Origin of the sequence: Micromonospora sp. WMMA1996, assembly GCF_002573675.1 — a bacterium.
Classification (GTDB): Bacteria; Actinomycetota; Actinomycetes; order Mycobacteriales; family Micromonosporaceae; genus Micromonospora; species Micromonospora sediminicola.
The window spans coordinates 724,733-743,550 of sequence record NZ_PDHU01000003.1 but is presented as its reverse complement, the minus strand read 5'-3'; the positions used below and the strand labels follow the sequence as shown (position 1 = coordinate 743,550).

At 74.0% G+C, this 18,818-nt stretch carries 19 protein-coding genes; 5 read left to right on the top strand and 14 right to left on the bottom strand.

Annotation, left to right across the window (positions count from 1 at the left end; translation table 11 throughout):
- Positions 1-51: 51 nt before the first annotated feature.
- From rocD to COO58_RS23130, 4 genes are all read right to left on the bottom strand, one after another.
- Positions 52-1,266: an ornithine--oxo-acid transaminase gene (gene rocD / locus COO58_RS23145; RefSeq protein ID WP_176558956.1), complete on the bottom strand. Its 1,215-nt coding sequence runs from the start codon at positions 1,264-1,266 to the stop codon at positions 52-54.
- On the bottom strand, positions 1,266-2,081 hold the full coding sequence (gene ddaH / locus COO58_RS23140; protein ID WP_172968071.1) for a dimethylargininase: 816 nt from the start codon (positions 2,079-2,081) through the stop codon (positions 1,266-1,268). Before ddaH ends, rocD begins: the two co-directional genes overlap by 1 nt.
- A 308-nt stretch (positions 2,082-2,389) precedes the next feature.
- Positions 2,390-3,187, bottom strand: a complete 798-nt coding sequence (locus tag COO58_RS23135) for a DMT family transporter (RefSeq protein WP_255292750.1) — start codon at positions 3,185-3,187, stop codon at positions 2,390-2,392.
- A 146-nt stretch (positions 3,188-3,333) separates the two neighbouring features.
- Complete coding sequence (locus COO58_RS23130; RefSeq protein WP_098747173.1) at positions 3,334-4,065, bottom strand: cellulose binding domain-containing protein; 732 nt, start codon at positions 4,063-4,065, stop codon at positions 3,334-3,336.
- 290 nt (positions 4,066-4,355) lie between these two features.
- Here COO58_RS23130 and COO58_RS23125 point away from each other — a divergent pair, with 290 nt between their 5' ends.
- Positions 4,356-5,165 (top strand): Fpg/Nei family DNA glycosylase, encoded by an 810-nt coding sequence (locus COO58_RS23125; protein ID WP_098747392.1) that lies wholly within the window; start codon positions 4,356-4,358, stop codon positions 5,163-5,165.
- Position 5,166: 1 nt separating this feature from the next.
- On the opposite strand, the gene COO58_RS23120 is transcribed toward COO58_RS23125, so the two are convergent.
- From COO58_RS23120 to COO58_RS23095, 6 genes are all read right to left on the bottom strand, one after another.
- Positions 5,167-6,039, bottom strand: a complete 873-nt coding sequence (locus COO58_RS23120) for an aminoglycoside phosphotransferase family protein (RefSeq protein WP_098747171.1) — start codon at positions 6,037-6,039, stop codon at positions 5,167-5,169.
- A 57-nt stretch (positions 6,040-6,096) separates the two neighbouring features.
- Positions 6,097-7,731, bottom strand: coding sequence for a TlrC/CarA/OleB/SrmB family ABC-F type ribosomal protection protein (locus tag COO58_RS23115; RefSeq protein ID WP_098747169.1), 1,635 nt, complete (start codon positions 7,729-7,731; stop codon positions 6,097-6,099).
- Positions 7,732-7,837: 106 nt separating this feature from the next.
- Positions 7,838-8,581, bottom strand: coding sequence for an ABC transporter permease (locus COO58_RS23110; protein ID WP_098747167.1), 744 nt, complete (start codon positions 8,579-8,581; stop codon positions 7,838-7,840).
- Complete coding sequence (locus COO58_RS23105; RefSeq protein ID WP_098747166.1) at positions 8,578-9,519, bottom strand: ATP-binding cassette domain-containing protein; 942 nt, start codon at positions 9,517-9,519, stop codon at positions 8,578-8,580. Before COO58_RS23105 ends, COO58_RS23110 begins: the two co-directional genes overlap by 4 nt.
- On the bottom strand, positions 9,516-9,938 hold the full coding sequence (locus COO58_RS23100) for a hypothetical protein (RefSeq protein WP_098747164.1): 423 nt from the start codon (positions 9,936-9,938) through the stop codon (positions 9,516-9,518). The genes COO58_RS23105 and COO58_RS23100 overlap by 4 nt, the downstream gene beginning before the upstream one ends.
- A gap of 190 nt (positions 9,939-10,128) precedes the next feature.
- Positions 10,129-10,929, bottom strand: coding sequence for a GNAT family N-acetyltransferase (locus COO58_RS23095; protein WP_098747163.1), 801 nt, complete (start codon positions 10,927-10,929; stop codon positions 10,129-10,131).
- A gap of 179 nt (positions 10,930-11,108) precedes the next feature.
- Here COO58_RS23095 and COO58_RS23090 point away from each other — a divergent pair, with 179 nt between their 5' ends.
- Positions 11,109-11,996 (top strand): LysR family transcriptional regulator, encoded by an 888-nt coding sequence (locus COO58_RS23090; protein WP_098747161.1) that lies wholly within the window; start codon positions 11,109-11,111, stop codon positions 11,994-11,996.
- 11 nt (positions 11,997-12,007) lie between these two features.
- On the opposite strand, the gene COO58_RS23085 is transcribed toward COO58_RS23090, so the two are convergent.
- Together COO58_RS23085 and COO58_RS23080 are read right to left on the bottom strand one after the other, a co-directional pair.
- Positions 12,008-13,387 (bottom strand): FAD-dependent oxidoreductase, encoded by a 1,380-nt coding sequence (locus COO58_RS23085; protein WP_098747160.1) that lies wholly within the window; start codon positions 13,385-13,387, stop codon positions 12,008-12,010.
- Positions 13,388-13,428: 41 nt separating this feature from the next.
- Entirely contained in the window at positions 13,429-14,577 is a 1,149-nt protein-coding gene (locus COO58_RS23080; protein ID WP_098747390.1) for a glutamate--cysteine ligase, read from the bottom strand.
- 192 nt (positions 14,578-14,769) lie between these two features.
- Here COO58_RS23080 and COO58_RS23075 point away from each other — a divergent pair, with 192 nt between their 5' ends.
- The 3 genes from COO58_RS23075 to COO58_RS23065 all read left to right on the top strand — a co-directional run bounded on the left by COO58_RS23075 (position 14,770) and on the right by COO58_RS23065 (position 17,463).
- On the top strand, positions 14,770-15,045 hold the full coding sequence (locus tag COO58_RS23075; RefSeq protein ID WP_098747389.1) for a DUF6412 domain-containing protein: 276 nt from the start codon (positions 14,770-14,772) through the stop codon (positions 15,043-15,045).
- Positions 15,046-15,217: 172 nt separating this feature from the next.
- Positions 15,218-15,961 carry a membrane protein insertase YidC gene (locus COO58_RS23070; RefSeq protein ID WP_098747158.1) on the top strand — a complete coding sequence of 248 codons (744 nt, stop codon included), beginning with the start codon at positions 15,218-15,220 and terminating at the stop codon, positions 15,959-15,961.
- Positions 15,962-16,038: 77 nt separating this feature from the next.
- Complete coding sequence (locus COO58_RS23065) at positions 16,039-17,463, top strand: carbohydrate-binding protein (protein WP_098747157.1); 1,425 nt, start codon at positions 16,039-16,041, stop codon at positions 17,461-17,463.
- Positions 17,464-17,472: 9 nt separating this feature from the next.
- On the opposite strand, the gene COO58_RS23060 is transcribed toward COO58_RS23065, so the two are convergent.
- Together COO58_RS23060 and COO58_RS23055 are read right to left on the bottom strand one after the other, a co-directional pair.
- Positions 17,473-18,138: a DedA family protein gene (locus tag COO58_RS23060; protein WP_098747155.1), complete on the bottom strand. Its 666-nt coding sequence runs from the start codon at positions 18,136-18,138 to the stop codon at positions 17,473-17,475.
- A gap of 70 nt (positions 18,139-18,208) precedes the next feature.
- Positions 18,209-18,802, bottom strand: a complete 594-nt coding sequence (locus COO58_RS23055; protein WP_091571072.1) for a DUF1349 domain-containing protein — start codon at positions 18,800-18,802, stop codon at positions 18,209-18,211.
- Positions 18,803-18,818 lie beyond the last annotated feature (16 nt).

The window sequence follows — 18,818 nt, the reverse complement described above, 5'->3', positions numbered from 1 at the left end:
AACGCGAGGGCGCCGGGACCATCGTGGTCCCGGCGCCCTGTCGCGTACGGGTCAGCCGGCCAGCACGGCGGCGAGCTGCGCCACCGCGTGGTCGATCTCCTCGGCGGTGATCACCAGCGGCGGGGCGAGCCGGATGGTCGAGCCGTGGGTGTCCTTCGCCAGCACCCCCCGCTCCATCAGCCGCTCGCAGGCCTCCCGGCCGCTCATCAGCGCCGGGTCGATGTCGACGCCGGCCCAGAGGCCGCGGACGCGCACGGCGACGAGGCCCTTGCCGAGCAGCGCCTCCAGACCGGTCCGCAGCCGCTCGCCCAGCTCGGCCGAGCGCCGCTGGAACTCGCCGGTGGCGAGCAGGCGGACCACCTCGGTGGCGACCGCGCAGGCCAGCGGGTTGCCGCCGAACGTGGAGCCGTGCTGGCCCGGCTTGAGCACGCCGAGCACGTCGGCGTTCGCGGCCACCGCGGAGACCGGCACGATGCCGCCGCCGAGCGCCTTGCCCAGCAGGTACATGTCCGGGACGACGCCCTCGTGCTCGCAGGCGAAGGTGTGGCCGGTGCGGCCCAGGCCGGACTGGATCTCGTCGGCGATGAAGAGCACGTTCCGGTCGGTGCAGAGCTGGCGCACACCCGGCAGGTAACCCTCCGGCGGCACCACGACGCCCTGCTCGCCCTGGATCGGCTCCAGCAGCACGGCCACCGTGTTCTCGTCGATCGCCGCGGTGAGCGCGTCCAGGTCGCCGTAGGGGACCACGGTGAAGCCCGGCGTGTACGGCCCGAAGTCGGCCCGCGCGTCCTCGTCGGTGGAGAAGCTGACGATGGTGGTGGTGCGGCCGTGGAAGTTGCCCTCCGCCACCACGATGTTGGCCTGGCCCGGGGCCACGCCCTTGACCTGGTAGCCCCACTTGCGGGCGACCTTGATGCCGGTCTCCACCGCCTCGGCGCCGGTGTTCATCGGCAGCACCAGATCCTTGCCGCAGAGCGCGGCGAGTTCCCGGCAGAAGTCGGCGAACTGGTCGTGGATGAACGCCCGGCTGGTCAGCGTGAGCCGGTCGAGCTGCGCGTGCGCGGCCTCGATCAGCTTCGGGTGCCGGTGGCCGAAGTTCAGCGCGGAGTAGCCGGCCAGGCAGTCCAGGTAGCGGCGGCCGTCCACGTCGGTCAGCCAGGCGCCCTCGGCCGACGAGATCACCACGGGCAGCGGGTGGTAGTTGTGCGCCGTGTGACGCTCCGCGTCCCGGACCGCGGACGGAGTCCGCAGCATGTCGTCGATGATCACTTGCTCGCCTTTCCCTGACGGAGTCGCAACGTGCAGCACTTCGGTCCGCCGCCGGCCTTGCGCAGCTCGGACAGGTCGATCCCGATGGTCTCGTAGCCCCGGTCGCGCAGCTTCGCGGCCAGGTCGGTGGCCTGCGCGGGCAGCACCACGTGCCGGCCGTCGCTGACCGCGTTCAGGCCCAGCACCTCGGCGTCGGCCATGGTGGCGTGGATCGCGTCCGGGAAGAGCCGGCGCAGCACCGCCCGGCTGCCCGGGGAGAACGCCTCCGGCAGGTACGCCACGGTCCGCTCGTCGAGCACGGTGAGGGCGGTGTCCAGGTGGTAGAAGCGCGGGTCCACCAGCTGCATGGTGATCACCGGATAGCCGAAGACCTCCTGGAGCTGCGCGTGCGAGGCGTGCGCGGTGCGGAACCCGGTGCCGGCGAGCAGGTGGTCGCCGACCAGCAGGACGTCGCCCTCGCCCTCGTTGACGTGCTTCGGGTCGTACATCTCGAAGCCGGCGGCCTCGAACCAGGCGCGGTAGGCGGGCGCCTCGTCGGCGCGCTGCGGGTCGCGGAACTGCACCGCCATCGCCCTGTCGTCGATCACGGTGCCGCCGTTGGCGGCGAAGACCATGTCCGGCAGCCCGGCGACCGGGTCGATCAGCTCGACGTCGTGACCCAGGTCGAGGTAGGTCCGGCGGAGCTGCTCCCACTGCCGGATCGCCAGGTCGGCGTCGACCGGGGCGGTCGGGTCCATCCACGGGTTGATCGCGTAGTCGACGGCGAAGTACGTCGGCCGGCACATGAGGAAGCGCTGGCGGGTGGCGTCCATCGTCATGTCGTGCTCCCAGGGTCGGGCGCGCCCGGCCACGGTCGGCCCACGGGCTGGCGCCGTGGTCCAACGTTATGCGCCCCGGTACGACGACATCCACCGCGATAACGTGCGTCGAGCAGCGGATTGTTGCGTCTGGACCGCTCGGCACGACGGAACGTTGCGTCGACAGCTCACGCTGGCCGCTCGTACCCCGGACACAACTTCGGGGGCGGCGAACCGCCGCCCCCGAAAGAGGTTGTGCCCGGCCGGTGAACCACCGGAGCTGGTCGGGCTGCCGGCGCCGCCGGCGATCGGAAATGTGCCCGTCAGAACCGATCGGCAAACTGTGAGTCGAGCCACTCGCGCAGCCGGCCCACCCACTCGCCATCGGTGGTCGGCCAGTCGAACTGGCCGGTCATCGCCACCACGCCGAGCACCACGGCGGCGATGCCGACCGCCACGCCGATCAGCGCGTCGGTCTTCCCGGCCACGTGCCGGCGCCGGGTGGCGATCAGCCCCAGGACGGCCAGCACCGCGCCGACCGCGCCCAGCCCGATGCCGTAGCCGGCGAGCGTGCCGGAGAGCACGAACAGCGCGCCGACCACGGAGACGATCAGGCCGAGCGTGGCGAGGAGGCTGGCCCGCGGCTTCTTCGTCAGCGCCGGGTCGGGCTCGCGGTCGGGACGGCCGTCGCCGTCGGTGTCCACCGGACGGTCGGGACGGCCGTCGCCGTCGGTGTCGACGGGGCGGGCCACGGGGCCGGCCACGGTGGGGTCGACGGGGCGGTCGGGACGCCCGTCACCGTCCAGGTCGACGGTGCGGTCCCTGGTGGGGTCCGGGTCGACGGGCGTCGCGGTCGGGCCCGACGGGCGTCGGGTCACCGCGCGCGCCGCGGCGGCCCGCTGCGCCGCCCGCCGCTCCGGCTCGCCGGTCCGCTCCGCGACCTCGACCCGGTCGGCGTCCGCGACCCGGTCGGCCTCGGCGGCCCGCTCCGCCTCGGTGGCGGTCGCGCCGCTGCGGTACGTGGTCTGCGTGGCGTCCCGGTCGGTCACCACCGGCCGGTCGGTCGGCGTGTCCGCGGCGGTGTTCCCGTCGCGGGCGTCCACCACGCCGTCGCCGTTCACATCGGTATTCGACGCCGGAGAGTTCCGGCGGGACAGGATCTTCACGATGGCACCTCCTGATCCAGGCGCGGAGGCCGCGCATGACAGGGAAGAGGTACCCAGGCGCGCGGAAATCGACACCCGTCGCCCGCTCCGCGCGCCCCGGGTCACCCGCGGCAGTCCGGCGTGATGGCGCCGGGCGCCGCGCTGGTCGCCACGAGCAGGCCGAACGTCGTCGAGCCGCCCGGGGGCAGCGTCCCGTTCCAGGAGGCGTTGCGGACCGTGACGTCCGGGCCGACGCCCTCCGCGACTCCGCCCCAGACCGACTGGACGCGTTCGTCACCGGACCACCGCCAGGAGGTGAGCCAGCCCGACATCGGCGCGGTCCCGTTGTTGCGCACGGTGACCGTGGCGACGAAGCCGCCGCCCCAGCTGCTGTCGACCGTGGCCGTCGCGGCGCAGAACGACAGGGTCCGCGCCGGCCCGCCGATCACGTACGGATCCCGCACGCCCTTGGTGTCGCCGAACCGGAACCAGTAGGCGGTGCCCGGTGTCAACCCGCCGACGGTCACCGACCCCGAGCGGTCCAGGCCCGTGACGGCCTCGGCCACCGGATCGCGCCACTGCGTGGCGTCCTCGCGGCTGGCGAAGAGGCTGACGAGCAGCGGGGGGTCGTAGCCGCAGGGTGGGCTGAGCACCATCCAGTAGGTGATGGTGAGACTGCTGGTGGTGGCCCCGGTGACCTGGCCGCTGACCGGCAGCGCGGGTGGGCAGGTCAGCGTCGGGGCGGGCGTGGGCGTCGCCGCCGTGGGGGCGGGCGAGCGGAGGGTGCCGGCCGGTGCGGCCAGGCCGGTCAGGGCGAGCGCGGCGGCCAGGGCCGCGCCGAACGTACGAACCATGGGGTTCTCCTGGGACTGCGGGCGCCGGGCCGGGCCGGCGCCGGACGGGAGACGGTCACGGCCCGCGGCGCGATCTCCTCGGCGCGGCCCTGCACCGTGGCGCGACCAGCGGGACGGGTGGGGGAGAGGCTGCCCGGCGCCGGGTGGCGCACCACCCCGCGCGTCCCTCCCCGGATCGAGCGGCTCGCACCGGCTCCCGGGCGCTAACTTGACCAGTCTGGCATTCGACAGTCGTCGATTCAATGACGTCCCGTGGCCGGGTCCGACCCGGCTGGCTAACCTTGGCGGTCGTGCCAGAGGGACACACCATCCACCGCCTCGCCACCCGGCACGCCGAGCTGTTCGCCGGCGACAAGGTGCACGTCGACAGCCCGCAGGGGCGCTTCGCCGAGGGCGCCGCCCGCCTCAGCGGCACCGTCCTCGACGGCACCGAGGCGTACGGCAAGCACCTGCTGCACCACTACGCCGGCGAGCTGACGCTGCACGTGCACCTCGGGCTGTACGGGAAGTTCGCCGACGGGTCGGGGGCGCCACCGCCGGCGGTCGGGCAGGTGCGGCTGCGCCTGCGCAGCGACCGGCACTGGCTGGAACTGCGCGGACCCACCGCCTGCGAGCTGCTCACCCCGCCCGAGGTGGCGGCGCTGCGCGGGCGGCTCGGCCCCGACCCGCTGCGCGCCGACGCCGACCCGGACCGGGCGTACGCGCGGATCCGGCGCAGCCCCACCCCGCTGGCCGCGCTGCTGCTGGACCAGTCCGTGGTGGCCGGCACCGGCCTGATCTTCGTGACCGAGGCGCTGTTCCGCGCCGGCCTGCCGCCGCTGCTGCCCGGACGGGACCTGACGCCGGCCGGTTGGGCGGACCTCTGGGTGGACCTGGTGACCCTGATGACCCGCGCGGTCGAGCGGGGCCGGATCGACACCGTGCGCGACGCGCACCTGCCGGAGGCGACGGGCCGGGCGCCCCGCGTCGACCGGCACGGTGGCGAGGTCTACGTCTACCGCCGTCCCGGCGCGCCCTGCCACGTCTGCGGCGCCGAGGTGCGCCGGGGCACGCTGGCGGGTCGCAACCTCTACTGGTGCCCCACCTGCCAGGCGGGCTGAGTCACCCCTCGTCCAGCAGCCAGCGGACCGTCTCGACCTGGCCGGGGAAGACCTGGTCGCCGCCGATGCTCCAGGCCAACGTCTGGCCGACCGCCCACCCGCGCACCCGCTCCCGGTCCAGGCCCAGTTCGGCGCTGAGCCGGTCGAGCCGGTGCCGCACCAGTGCCGGGGAGTGACCCAGCTCCGCGCCGCGCACCAGCGGCACCACCGCGAACTCCCGCTCGCCGACCAGCGGCTTCGGGTCGATGACCAGCCACGGCTCACGACCGGCGGCCAGCACGTTGCCGGCGTGCAGGTCCTGGTTGACCAGCACCTGCTCGCCCTGGTCCGGCGCCAGCTCGGCCAACAGCCCGAGCGCGGCGTCCAGCAGCCGCCGCTCGTACGGGCGGTTGGCCCGCCGCCAGTTCCCCGGCATCCGCTCCGCCCAGCCGGCCGCCTCCTCGGCGAGCGAGGTGAACGGCGGCCCGGCCGGCACCCCGAGCCGGGGCAGCAGGCCGACCGCGACGTCGAGCGCGGCGTCGACCGGCAGCGTGTGCAGCGGCGTGCCCGGGTCGCACCGCTCGACCAGCAGCGCCCGTCGACCGGCGTCGTGGGCGAGCAGCCGGATCGCGCCCTGACCGGCCCAGTGCGCCAGCGCGGTGGCCTCGTGGACGCTGTCGTCGTCCGGGTACTGGAGCTTCAGCACCGCCCGCGTGCCGTCCGGCAGCTCGGCCGGCAGGGCCAGTGACGCGAACGCGTACGCGAACGGCGGGCCGAGCGTCAGCTCCCACCGCGCGACGCAGTCCGCCAGCCGACCGGGCAGCTCCGCCAGCCAGGCCCGGCCGACCTCGGTCCGCTCGACCCAGCGCAGCCCGTCCGGGATCTCCCACCGCATCCGGCCATCCTGGTCGTGTCCGCCCTCGCGGACAACCCGGGCGACCGCCCGCCGGTGTCAGCCGGCCCCGGCGCCGGGCCGTTCCACCTGGCCGGCGCGTAGCCGCAGGTGAGCGCCGGCGAACCGGGCCCGCGTCCGGCGGTCGTGGGTGACCACGACCACCGCGCCCGGGTAGTCGACGAGCGTCTGCTCCAACTCCTCGACCAGGGCCGGGCTGAGATGGTTCGTCGGTTCGTCCAGCAGCAGCAGGTCGACCGGCCGGCTGACCAGCCGGGCCAGTTCGAGCCGACGGAGCTGTCCGTAGGACAGCTCGCGCACCCGCAACCCCAGGTCGGTCGACCTGAACAGGCCCAGCGACAGCAACTCGTCCGGGTCACCGGCCGCCCCGCCGGCGAACGCCTCGAGCACTGTCAGGTCCGGCGGCCACGGCGTCGTCTCCTGCCGCAGGTGACCGACCCGGCCCCGGGTGCGTACCGTGCCGTCGTCCGGTCGCAGTTCCCCGGCCAGGAGCCGGAGGAGGGTGGACTTGCCCGCGCCGTTGGGTCCGGTGACCAGCAGTCGGTCGGCACCCCCGATCCGCAGCGACGGCACGTACAACCGGCCGGTGACGTGGACCTCGGTGAGCTCGGCAACCGTGTCCGCGGCGTCGTTGTCGGCGCCGGTGATGCCGGCCGCGAACACGAGCGGGTCGGGCGGCGGCGCGACCGGGTCACCGGTGAGACGCGCGATGCGCTCCTTGGCGTTGCGGATGCGGCCCATCGCACCGTGGTCACGACCGCGGGCCCGGAAGGCGCCGTGCCCGAACTTGGCCATCGGCGCCCGACGCGGGATCGCGGCGAGACGGAACGCGTTGGCGGCGGCGAGCCTGCGGCTACGGGCCAGCTCGTCGCGCCAGGCTTCGTACTCCTGCAACCGACGCCGGCGTTCGGCGGCCTTGGCGACGAGGTACCCGTCGTAACCGTCGCCGTGCCGTGTCACCCCGCCCGCGCCGACCTCCAGGATCGTGTCGGCCACGCGGCTGAGGAACTCCCGGTCGTGGGTGACCGCGAGCACCGTGCCGCGGTGCTGGCGCAGGTGCTCCTCCAACCACCTGACGGCCTGGTCGTCCAGGTCGTTGGTCGGCTCGTCGAGCAGCAGCAGTTCCGGCTGGGAAGCTAGCGTGGCGGCCAGCGCCAGGCGGGAACGCTCCCCGCCGGACAGCGTGCCGAGCGCCCGCGTACGGTCCAGATCCGGCAGGCCGAGCCGGTGCATCGCCTTGTCGACGCGGGTGTCCGCGCCGTAGCCGCCCCGTGCCTCGTAGCGGGAGAGCAGCCCGGCGTAGCGCTCCAGGCCGGCGGGGAGCGCGGCCCTCGGCAGGCGACCCAGACCCGCCTCGACATGCGTGATCAGCGACTCCAGCTCACGAAGATCGGCCAGCGCGAGGTCGATCGCGTCCTGGACCGAGGCCTGTGGTGGCAGCGCCAGCGACTGGGCCAGGTAGCCGACACCGCCCGGGGTGACCACGGTGACGTCGCCGTTGTCCGGGCGGTCCACGCCGGCGATCAGGCGCAACAGGGTCGACTTGCCGGCGCCGTTGTCGCCGATGACGCCGACCTTCTCGCCCGGTCGGACGCTGAAGGACACCGCGTCCAGCACGACGCGCTCGTCGTAGCGGCGGGTGATGTGGTGCAGCGAAAGTTGCGACGTGTGCACAACGCTCCTGTCTCGCACGTCGGTCTCGATCCGGCGGTGACCCGACGTCCGCGGCGGCGCCCCGGCGGGCCCGGGGCGCCGCCGCGAACAACTCCACCGGCGGAGGTCACGCTCGCTTGCGGAAGGTCGAGCGCGCCCACAGGTAGCCGACGAGCGCGATGGCCACGCACCAGGCGACCGCGAGGGACGCGTCGGTGGTGTCGGGCGCGCCGTCGAGCAGCCCGCGCACGGTCTCGATGATCGGCGTGAAGGGCTGGTACTCGGCGAACTGCCGCAGGCCGGGGCCCATCTTCTCGGCCGGGACGATGGCGCTGCTGAAGAACGGAAGCATGACCAGCGGAACGGCGGCCATGCCCGCCGTCTCCGGCGACTTCGCGGACAGCCCCAGCGCGACGGTGAACCAGCCCGCCGCGAACGCGAGCAGCACCGTGACGCCGCCCACCGCGAGCCAGTCGACCAGGCCGGCCTTCGGGCTGAACCCCAGCAGGAAGGCCACCCCGACGAGCGCCGCGACGGCGATCAGGTTGGTCAGCAGGCTGGCGATGACGTGGCCCGCCAGGATCGCGCCGCGGGAGACGTCCATGACCTTGAACCGGTTGATGATGCCCTTGGTCATGTCGGAGTTCACCGCCGTGGCGGTGCCGCCCAGCCCGTAGCAGACGGCCAGCAGGATCAGGCCCGGCGTCGCGTAGTCGATGTAGTCGACGCCGACGTCGAAGGCGTCGCCGAACATGTAGACGAACATCAGCATGATGATGATCGGCATCAGGACGGCGTTGAACACCGACGTCGGGTTCCGGCCCAGGTGTTTGACGTTGCGGCGCAGCATGACGAATGAGTTGGCGCTCATTTCGCGTCCACCTCCGTGGGGTGGCCCGTCAGGGCGAGGAAGACATCGTCGAGGTCGGGGGTGTGCACGGAGCACCCCTCGGCGCTGAGGGAGTGCTCGTCCAGTCGGTCCAGCACGGCCCGCAGCGACTTCGTGCCGCCGTCGGCGGGCACCCGCAGGGCCAGCGCGTCGTCGTCGCGGGCCGCCTCGGGGAAGACCCCCGCGGCGGCGTCGAGGTCGGCGGCGGTGGCGAACCGCAGGCGTACGTGGGTCCCGGGAACGAGGCGTTTGAGCTCCTCGGGCGTGCCCTGCGCGACCAGGCGACCCCGGTCGAGCACCGCGATGCGGTCGGCCAACTGGTCGGCCTCCTCCAGGTACTGCGTGGTGAGGAAGACGGTCACACCGTCGGCGACCAGGTCCCGCACGATCGACCACATGGTGCGGCGACTGCGGGGGTCCAGGCCCGTCGTCGGCTCGTCCAGGAAGATGATCTTTGGGTCGCCGACCAGCGTCATCGCCAGGTCGAGCTTGCGCCGCATGCCGCCGGAGTAGGTGGAGGCCGGCTTGTCCGCCGAGGCGGTCAGCTCGAACCGGTCCAACAGACCCGCGACGATCCGCCTGCCGTCGCCGGTCACCCGCCGGTTGAGGTCGACCATCAGCTGGAGGTTCTCCCGGCCGGTCAGCAGCTCGTCGACGGCCGCGAACTGGCCGGTGACGCCGATCGCGGCGCGGACCGCGCGGGCGTCGGTGGCGAGGTCGTGGCCGGCGACACGGACCGTGCCTCCGTCGGCGTCCAGCAGCGTGGTCAACACGTTGACCGTGGTCGTCTTGCCCGCGCCGTTGGGGCCGAGCAGGGAGAAGATGGTGCCGGCGGGAACCTCGAAGTCGATGCCGTCCAGGACGGACCTGTCCTTGTACGCCTTGCGCAGCCCCGAGACCGAGATCGCCGGGGCCGTCACGCGGTCACCTCGGCTGCGTCGAGGGCCGCGACGATCTTGTCGATCATGTCGGTGACGGCGGGGCCGGGCCCGCCCTGCCGACTCCGCGCGCCCGCGTCGAGGGCGACGACGACGGTACGGCGGAAGTTGTCGGCCTCGCTCGGGTCCTGCCGGGCGAGCAGGCGCATCGCCTCGGTCAGCGCGGGCAGCACCCGGTCGGCGATCGCGGCAACCGACCTGCCGCTGAGGTCCACGCCCGTCGACTTCTCGGCGAGCACGTGCCCGACCAGGCCGGTTGCCGAGGCCAGGGCGATGGATCCGTCGGTGGCGATCCGGTGGGGTGAGCCGCCGGCGGCGCCGGCGGCGGACAGCAACCTGACGGCGCCGTAGGCGGCTGTTCGGAGCGTGAGTTTGTCGTGGGCGGAAAGGGTGACGGACATGGTGACGGACTCCTGAGTGGGTGACGTCGGTCGGATTCGGGGGGCGGCGGAGCCGCGATCGTGCGGCGGGTCCCTGCCTCCGGCCGGGGCGACGCAGTCTCTCGGGCCTACTGCACCTTTCATGACAAACCTCTCCTCGATGGCGCGCGTGGGCTCCGCGTGCCGCTGTCGTGGTGGTCGGGGCCGCCGGTTACGGCAGGGTGACCTCGTAGCGGACACTCCGCCCGAGAGGGCGGAAGCCCAGGTGCCGGCGCAGGGCCAGCTGAGCCGGGTCGTCGTGGGCGGTACGGGTCTCGACCTCCTCGACGTGCGGGTGGATCTCCCGTAACCGCTTGATCAGGGCGGCGTTGACCCACAGGCCCAGTCGCCGTTCGCGATGGTCGCCCCGCACCGCCGGCCCGTACTGGCGGGCGCGCCGCCGCCGCGGTCCGTCGCTCCGTGCCAGGGCGTACGCGACCAGGTCGCCGTCCGCCTCCGCCGCGCTCACCACCGCGTCACCGGGGCGGCTCGGGCGCCGGAGCAACTGCTCGACGCTCGTCGCGCCGCCCGGGTCCCCGGCCCAGTGCCGCAGGCGGTAGCCGGTGTGCTCGACGTCGACCAACTCGCCCAGCCAGGCGTGGTGGACATCGCAGTAGGTGAGCAGGTCGTGATCCCAGGACCCGGTGCGTCGGAAGCCGCGCCGGACACAGAACGACTCCCCGGCCGAACCCACCGCGACCTCGGCGACCAGCCGCCGGCCCGCGGCGTGCGCACCGGCGGCGGCCAGCAGCCGCGAGCCGATCCCCCGTCGGCGCCACGGCGGCTGCACGTGCAGGCTCAGTTCGAGAGCGCCGGGAGGCGCGGCCGTCGGCGGCGGCCACCCGCACTCGAACGGCTCGACCGGGCGCAGACCGGCGAACCCCGCCACCCGGCCGGGGGAAGCCACGGCGTGCCACCGCGCGACGCCGAGGTGATCCGGCTCCGCCACGATGTCGATCCGGCCTTCGCTCATGCGTCCACCCTCGTCCGGCCGCACTCGCCGAACAACGCAGAAGATCGCATCGCCGCATGAGCCACGGGTAATCGATCGACGCCGGCCCTCACGCGTGGCCCGGATCGCGCCGGGCGACGCGTCTCCGCCGCGGCCTAGACTCTGCGGTCGAGCGTGACGATGGGAGACAGGGCCGCCCGGTGGAACTACGTGACATCGAGATCTTCCTGACGCTGACCGAGGAGCTCCACTTCGGCCGCACGGCGGAACGCCTGCACGTGTCGCAGTCGCGGGTCAGTCAGTCGATCAAGCAGCAGGAGCGTCGGATCGGCGGGGGCCTGTTCGAGCGTACGAGCCGCGCCGTCCGGCTCACCCCACTCGGCGAGCGGCTGCGCGACCGTCTCCGCGCCGGCTACGACGAGATCATGTCCGGCATCGAGGAGGCCACCGCCACCGCCCGCGGCCAGGCCGGCACGCTGACCGTCGGCACCATGGCCACCCAGTACCTGTCGGTCGAGGCCGCTGTCGACCTGTTCCGGCAGCGACACCCGCAGTGCGACATGCGCCTGCGCGAGATCCTGCCCACCGACCCCCTCGGGCCGCTGCGGGCCGGCGCGATCGACATCGGGATCCTCTGGCTACCCATCCGTGAGCCCGACCTCACGGTCGGGCCGGTCCTGCACCACGAGGATCTGGTGCTGGCGGTCGCCGCCGATCATCCGCTGGCCAGCCGGGGCAGCGTCGAACTGGAGGATCTCGGCGACCATCCGGTGGTCTACCCCGAGGGACCCATTCCCGACTACGTGTGGGAGGCGCACACCCCGTCCACCACCCCGGCCGGGCGACCCGTCCGGCGCGGACTGGGCGTGCACACCCTCGAGGAGGCCTTCCGGGGGATCGCCGGCGGCACGGTGGTGTCTCCGGTCGGATCGGACGTGGCATCCACCCGGCAGCGAGGCGACATCACCTTCCTGCCCATCACCGACGGGCCGGTGTTGCACTACGCGCCGGTCTGGCGCACCGGCGGGGAGACCGCCCTGGTCCGCGCCTTCGTCCAGGCCGCCACGGAGTCGCGGCAGACGACATAGCCGGCCCCGGGTCAGCGACCCGTGCCGGCCAGGGCGTCGACGGCCTTGCGGGCGGCGATCAGCACCGGGTCCCAGACCGGGGCGTACGGCGGGGCGTAGCCCAGGTCGAGCGCGGTCATCTCGTCCACCGTCATGCCGTTCCAGAGCGCCACGGCGAGCGCGTCGATCCGCTTGGCCGCCTCGGACCGGCCGACGATCTGCGCTCCGAGCAGCCGCCCGCTGGGTCGCTCGGCGATCAGCTTCACGGTCATCTTCTCCGCGCCCGGGTAGTAGCCGGCCCGGTTCGTCGACTCGGCCAGCACGGTGACGAACTCGAAGCCGGCCTTGACCGCGTCCTGCTCGCGCAGCCCGGTGCGCCCGACCTCCAGGTCGCACACCTTCGTCACGGCGGTGCCGATCACGCCGGGGAAGGTGGCGTACCCGCCGCCGATGTTGATCCCGACCACCCGGCCCTGCTTGTTGGCGTGGGTGCCGAGAGGGACGTGCACCGGCATGCCGCTGACCCGGTGCAGGCTCTCCACGCAGTCGCCGGCCGCCCAGACGCCGGGCACGCCGGGCACCCGCATCCGGCGGTCCACCCGGATCGCGCCGGACGGGCCGAGCGGCAGGCCGGCGGCCTCGGCGAGCGCGGTGTTCGGGCGTACGCCCAGACCCAGCACCACGACGTCGGCCGGGATCGGTCCCTCGGTGGTGACCACCGCGGCGATCCGACCGTCCCGCTCCCGCAGGCCGGTGACCGTGAGCCCGGTGCGGATGCCGATGCCGGTGCCCCGCATCGCCTCGGCCACCAGCTCGCCCATGTCCGGGTCGACCGTCGACATCGGCTGCGCGGCCTGCTCGACCAGCTGCACCGAGAGCCCGCGCTGCACCAGCGCCTCGGCCATCTCCACGCCGACGTAGCCGCCGCCGACCACCACCGCGTGCCGGGGCCGGGGCTGGCGTTCGAGCCAGTCGAGCAGTGCGGCGCCGTCGTCGAGCGTCTGCACGCCGAACACCCCGGCCACGTCGTCGCGCGCCCACTCCGGCTGCACCGGTCGGGCGCCGGTGGCGTATACCAGGGTGTCGAAACCGACGCGGACCTCGCGGTCGCCGTCCAGGTCGCGCGCGACCACCTCGCGACGGTCGAGATCGATGGCGGTGACCTCGTGCCGCGTCCGGACGTCGATGTCGAAGTCGTCGCGGAAGGCCTCCGGGGCGCGGGCCACGAGCTGGTCGCGTTCCGGCACCAGGCCGCTGATCCAGTAGGGGATGCCGCAGGCCGAGTAGGACGTGAAGTGACCCCGCTCGAAGGCGACGATCTCCAGGTCCGTGCGGTCACGCCGGCGTCGCGCCTGAGAGGCCGCCGACATGCCGGCGGCGTCCCCGCCGACGACGATCATCCGCTCCGCCACGCCGCTCATCCTGTCACGCCGGGGCCCGGCCGGCGGGCAGCTCAGCCACGGGTCTGCCGGGCCACGTCCGCGACCACGTCGACCATCTTGCCGGTACGCGTGAACACCGCCCGCTGCCGCGCCGCGCCGCTGCCGTGCCGGCGCAGTCCGCCGAGCAGGTCGGTCACCCGATCGAGGTCGCCGTGCCGCTCCAGCTCCGGGCGGAGCCGGTCGACCAGCCGGTCCAGCAGCTCCCAGGCCGGGCGCAGCTCGCCGTCGGTCAGGTCGACGCCCTCGCCCTCCAGCCCGTCGTGGGCGGCCCGCCAGTGCGCCGCGACCAGCAGGTGGTGGTCGGTGTTGACGGCCGGCCGGCCGGCCGCGATGTCGGTCAGCGCGGTCGCCACGAGCGCCCGGACCAGCGCCGCGACCAGCACCGCGTCGTCCACGGAGGGGCAGACGTCGCCGATCCTGATCTCCACGGTCGGGTACTTCGCCGAGAGCCGGGCGTACCAGTAGAGCATCCCCTCGTCCAGCATCACGCCGCTGGCGATGAGCTGGCGGATCAGGCGCTCGTAGTGCTCGTGCGACTCCAGGAAGGGGGTGGGCGCCACCGACGGCCAGCGTTCCCACTCGACCGAGCGCCAGCTCGCGTAGCCGGTGTCCGCACCCCGGGAGAACGGGGAGTTGGCGGTGACCGCGTGCAGGATCGGCAGCCAGGGGCGGACGTGGTTGAGCACGTGCACGCCGGTGTCCGGGTCCGGGATGCCGACGTGCACGTGCATGCCGTTGTTGCCGGGGCCGGGCACCAGCAGCCGGAACCGTTCGATCATCCGGTCGAAGCGGGGCTTGTCCACCACCGGCGGCACCGGGCCGTCGACCGGGCCGGTGCCGATGGCCAGCAGCCGTACGCCGGCCCGCTCGGCGGCGTCGGCCAGCTCGGTGCGGAGCATCGCCAGCGAGTGCCGGATCGAGGACAGCTCCAGCCCGGGCGGGCTGCCGATCTCGATCTGGCTGGTCTGGAACTCGCGCTCCACCTGCCCCCGCAGCTCGGCCGGCACCTGCTCCATGACCAGGTCGACGGCGGGTACGGCGGCGCCGGTGTGCGGGTCGGCGAGCAGGAACTCCTCCTCGACACCGACCGTCAGCAGGTCCGTTCCGCCCGACGCGGCGTTCCGTTCCCGCTCCGCCACTGAGCCGCTCATCGTCACCACCGCTTTCTCCCGACCCGCCACGGCACCGTGCCGCGTGGTCGAGGCCCTGTTACCCACCGTGTCCACGCCCGGAAACGCCCCGCGCGGCGTGTCGATGCCGGTTCGCCCGTTCGGGTGCGGGCCGCGGCGGGCCTCCTCGCCGAGCGGGCCGCCGGGCGTGACACGACCGGCTACGGTGGTCGCGTGGCGGGGATGCCGGCGGTGCTGACGGGGGCGTGGGCCTATGCCCTCACCCTGGTCGCGGACCGGCCGGTCGGGCTGCTCGCCGGCGCGGCGGTGGTCGCCGCGCTGCTGCTGGCCACCCTGCTCGCGCTGCGCGTCCGCGCGCTGCCCGCGCCGCCCGGCACGCGCTGGGCCGCCGCCCTGCGGGCCCGCGCCCGCCGCCGCGGAGTGCCTCGGCAGGTCGACCCGGACGCGCCGGGCCGTCCGCGCCCGCGCGCACCCGGGCTCCGCCCCTCGGCCGCGTAGCCAGACCCGGGCGCCGCCGGTGTCCCGGTGGGCCCGCCGGGCGGGCAGCCACTCGCGTGACGTCCACCGGTTCCTCCGTCTCGGCCTTTCGCGGCCGATTCCGTCGTCATCCGTCCCGGCGCGGCACGTCGCCGCCCCGGGACACCCGGAATCGCCACCGAGGGGTCCTCCCATGCTCGCCTTCGCACCGTTGCACGCCGCGGCCTCGGCCGCCGCGGTCGTCGTCACCTGGCTCGCCGACACGCTCGCCCCGCTCGCCGGCGGCGCCGCGACGGCCGCCGCCATCGTCCTGTTCACCGCCGGGATCCGGCTGCTGATCTCGCCGCTCACCGTGGCCCAGGTCCGCGGGGAGCGGCGTCGCGCGGCGCTCGCGCCCGAGGTCCGCGATCTCCAGCGCCGGTACGCCGACGACCCCACCCGCCTGCAGAGCGAACTGTTCGCGCTCTACCGGCGGGCCGGCGCCAGCCCGGTCGCCGGTTGCCTGCCGGCGCTGTTGCAGGCGCCCTTCTTCCTGGTCATGTACCGCCTCTTCGCCACCGGTGACGGCGCGCCGGAACTGCTGGGGGAGCGGTTGGCCGGCGTACCGCTGGGGTGGCACCTCGGCGACGGACTGGCCGGGCCGGTGCCGGTCGTGTTCGGGGTGCTGCTGGCGGTCCTGCTGGCGTTGGCCTGGTGGTCCTCCCGGCGGCCGCGCCGGGCGGCCGCCGCCACCGGCACGGTGGCCGGCGCGCCGGCCGAGGGTCCCGGCGCGGCGGTGCTCGGCCGGCTGGTGCCGCTGCTGCCGTTCGGGACCGTGCTGGTGGCGCTGGTGGTGCCGCTCGCGGCCGTGCTCTACCTGGTCACCACCACCGCGTGGACCGTTGTGGAGCAGGCGGTGCTGCGTCGCCCGGTTCCGGAACCCATCGACAAGCGTTGACAAGTGCGGGGACGGGCGCGTAGAAATCGCTCTCAGAGAGCGCTCTCCGCCCCGTCCCCGCAGAGAGGCACCCCGACATGGACCCGATCCCGGCGGCCCCGGCCGCCCCCACCACCGTGCCCCGGCCACGCCGCCGGCTCGCCCTGGCCGCCGCCGTGCTCGCCGCCACCACCGCGCTCGCCGGCATCTCGATGACCGCGCAGGCGGCCGTGCCGGCCCCACCCTCCGGATGGAGCCTGGTCTGGAGCGACGACTTCACCGGCGCCGCCAACACGCTGCCCTCGTCCGCCAACTGGATCGTCGACACCGGCACCAGCTATCCGGGCGGGCCGGCCAACTGGGGTACCGGCGAGATCCAGACCTACACCTCCAGCACCGCCAACCTGGCCCACGACGGGTCGGGCAACCTGCGCATCACGCCGCTGCGGGACGCCGCCGGCCGCTGGACCTCGGCCCGGATCGAGACGGTACGGGCCAACTTCAAGCCGCCGTCCGGCGGCGTGCTGGCCCTGGAGGGCCGGATCCAGATGCCCAACGTCACCGGCGCGGCGGCGGCCGGCTACTGGCCGGCGTTCTGGGCGCTCGGTTCCCCCTACCGGGGCAATTACCAGAACTGGCCGGGCATCGGCGAGTTCGACGTGATGGAGAACGTCAACGGGATCAACTCGGTCTGGGGCGTGCTGCACTGCGGGGTCGCGCCGGGCGGCCCGTGCGGCGAGTTCAACGGCATCGGCGCGTCCCGGGCCTGCCCCGGCAGCACCTGCCAGTCGGCGTTCCACACCTACCGGTTCGAGTGGGACGCCTCGGTGAGCCCGCAGCAACTGCGCTGGTACGTCGACGGCCAGCTCTTCCACACCGTCGGGCAGAACCAGGTCGGCGAGCCGTACTGGGGGCAGATGACCAACCACGCCGGCTACTTCCTGCTGCTCAACGTGGCCATGGGTGGCGGCTTCCCGGACGGGGTGGCCGGCTCGGCCACGCCGACCGCGGCCACCGTGTCCGGCCGGTCCATGCTCGTCGACTACGTGGCGGTCTACACCCGCGGCGGCGGGGGCAACCCGTCGCCGACCCCGACCACCCCGCCGCCCGGCGGGGTGCGGGACGCCTACGCCACCATCCAGGCCGAGTCGTTCAACGCGCAGAACGGCGTGCAGGTGGAGACGTGCGCCGAGGGCGGCCAGGACATCGGCTGGCTGGCCAACGGTGACTGGGCCCGCTACGACAACGTCGACTTCGGCTCGACCCCGCCGCGCGACTTCGTGGCCCGGGTCGCGTCCGGCGCGGCGGCCGGCGTGAGCGGCCTGGTCGAGGTCCGGGTGGACAGCCCGACCGCGCCGCCGATCGGCAGCTTCGCGGTCGGGAGCACCGGTGGCTGGCAGACCTGGCGCTCGGTGCCCGGCAACGTGGGCGCGGTGACCGGGCGGCACACGGTCTACCTGACGTTCAGCAGTGGCCAGCCGTCCGACTTCGTCAACGTCAACTGGTTCACGTTCCGTCGCTGAGGCGGGCGGTCAGCGCCCGGCGGTCACCGACTGCCGCCGGGCGCGCCGCCGGCGTACCTTCTTCACCGCCCAGCTCACGATCATGACGCCGAACACGGCGAAGATCGCGTAGTTGAACCACTGGCTGTACCGGTCGACGTCCTCCCACCGCGAACCCAGGGCGAAGCCGGCGCCGACGATCAACGCGTTCCACACCCCACTGCCCAGCGTGGTGAGCAGGACGAACTCGCCCAACGGCATGCGGTTCGCGCCGGCCGGGATCGAGACCAGGCTGCGGACCACCGGCACCACCCGGCCGATCAGCACCGCCCAGCGGCCGTGCCGCTCGAACCACCGGTCGGCCTTCTCCAGGTCCTCCAGGTCGACCAGCGGGATGTGGTCCAGCCACCGCTTCAGGCGGTCCTCGCCGAGCGCCGCGCCGAGCCAGTAGAGCACCAGCGCGCCGAGCAGCGAGCCGACCGTCGCGGCGAACACGATCAGCAGAACGTTGAACCGGCCCTCGGCGGAGAGATAGCCGGCCATCGCCAACACGATCTCGCTCGGGATCGGTGGGATGATGCTCTCCAACGCCACCAGCAGGGCCACGCCGACCGCGCCGAACGAGTCGATCACGCTGGCCACCCAGCCGGTCAGCCCGGTGAACTGGTTCGGGTCGACGTCTTGGGCCAGGGCCATGGTGGTCCTTCCACAGGGTTGCCGGAGATCCGGGGGTAGTACCCGGCCCGGCCCCGCTCACACCTGTGGCTCAGCTCTCCGGATGCAGTGCCGCGTCCGCCGGTCCGCGCCGCCAGCCGGTGAAGCGGACCACCAGGCCGCCCCGGCTGGGGGAGCAGCAGTACGGCCCGGCCGACGCCTCGGCAGCCGGGTCGAGCGGCGCGACCCGGACCAGTCGCCACGGCTCGTCCGCCACCCGGGCCCGTACGGTCAGCGCGTCCCCGGCCCGGCTCACCCGCACCGTCACGTCGCGCCCCGACCAGTCCGGCACCGGCGCCACCGACCAGTCGGAGAACTCGTCCGTGACCACGGCGCCGACCTGCGGGGCGCCGTCGCTCACCTCGACGCCGGCCTTGGTCCACCGCCGCTCGTCCACCCGCACCAGCACGCCGGCCTGGTCGAACTGCGCGCCGTAGTCCAGCCGGAAGGAGACCTCGACGGCGCTGTCCAGCGGGAACGGCGCGAGCAGCGCCGAGCCGTCGTCGTGCACGAAGCCGTAGCTGGTGCGCCGCCAGAAGTCGCTGCCGCCGCGCGGCTCCACCAGCAGGCCACCGTCGACCGGCTCGGCGCGCTCCGGCGGGTTCAGCCAGACGCCGGCGGACCAGTCGGAGGCATCCTCGCTCATGGGGGCACCGTACCGG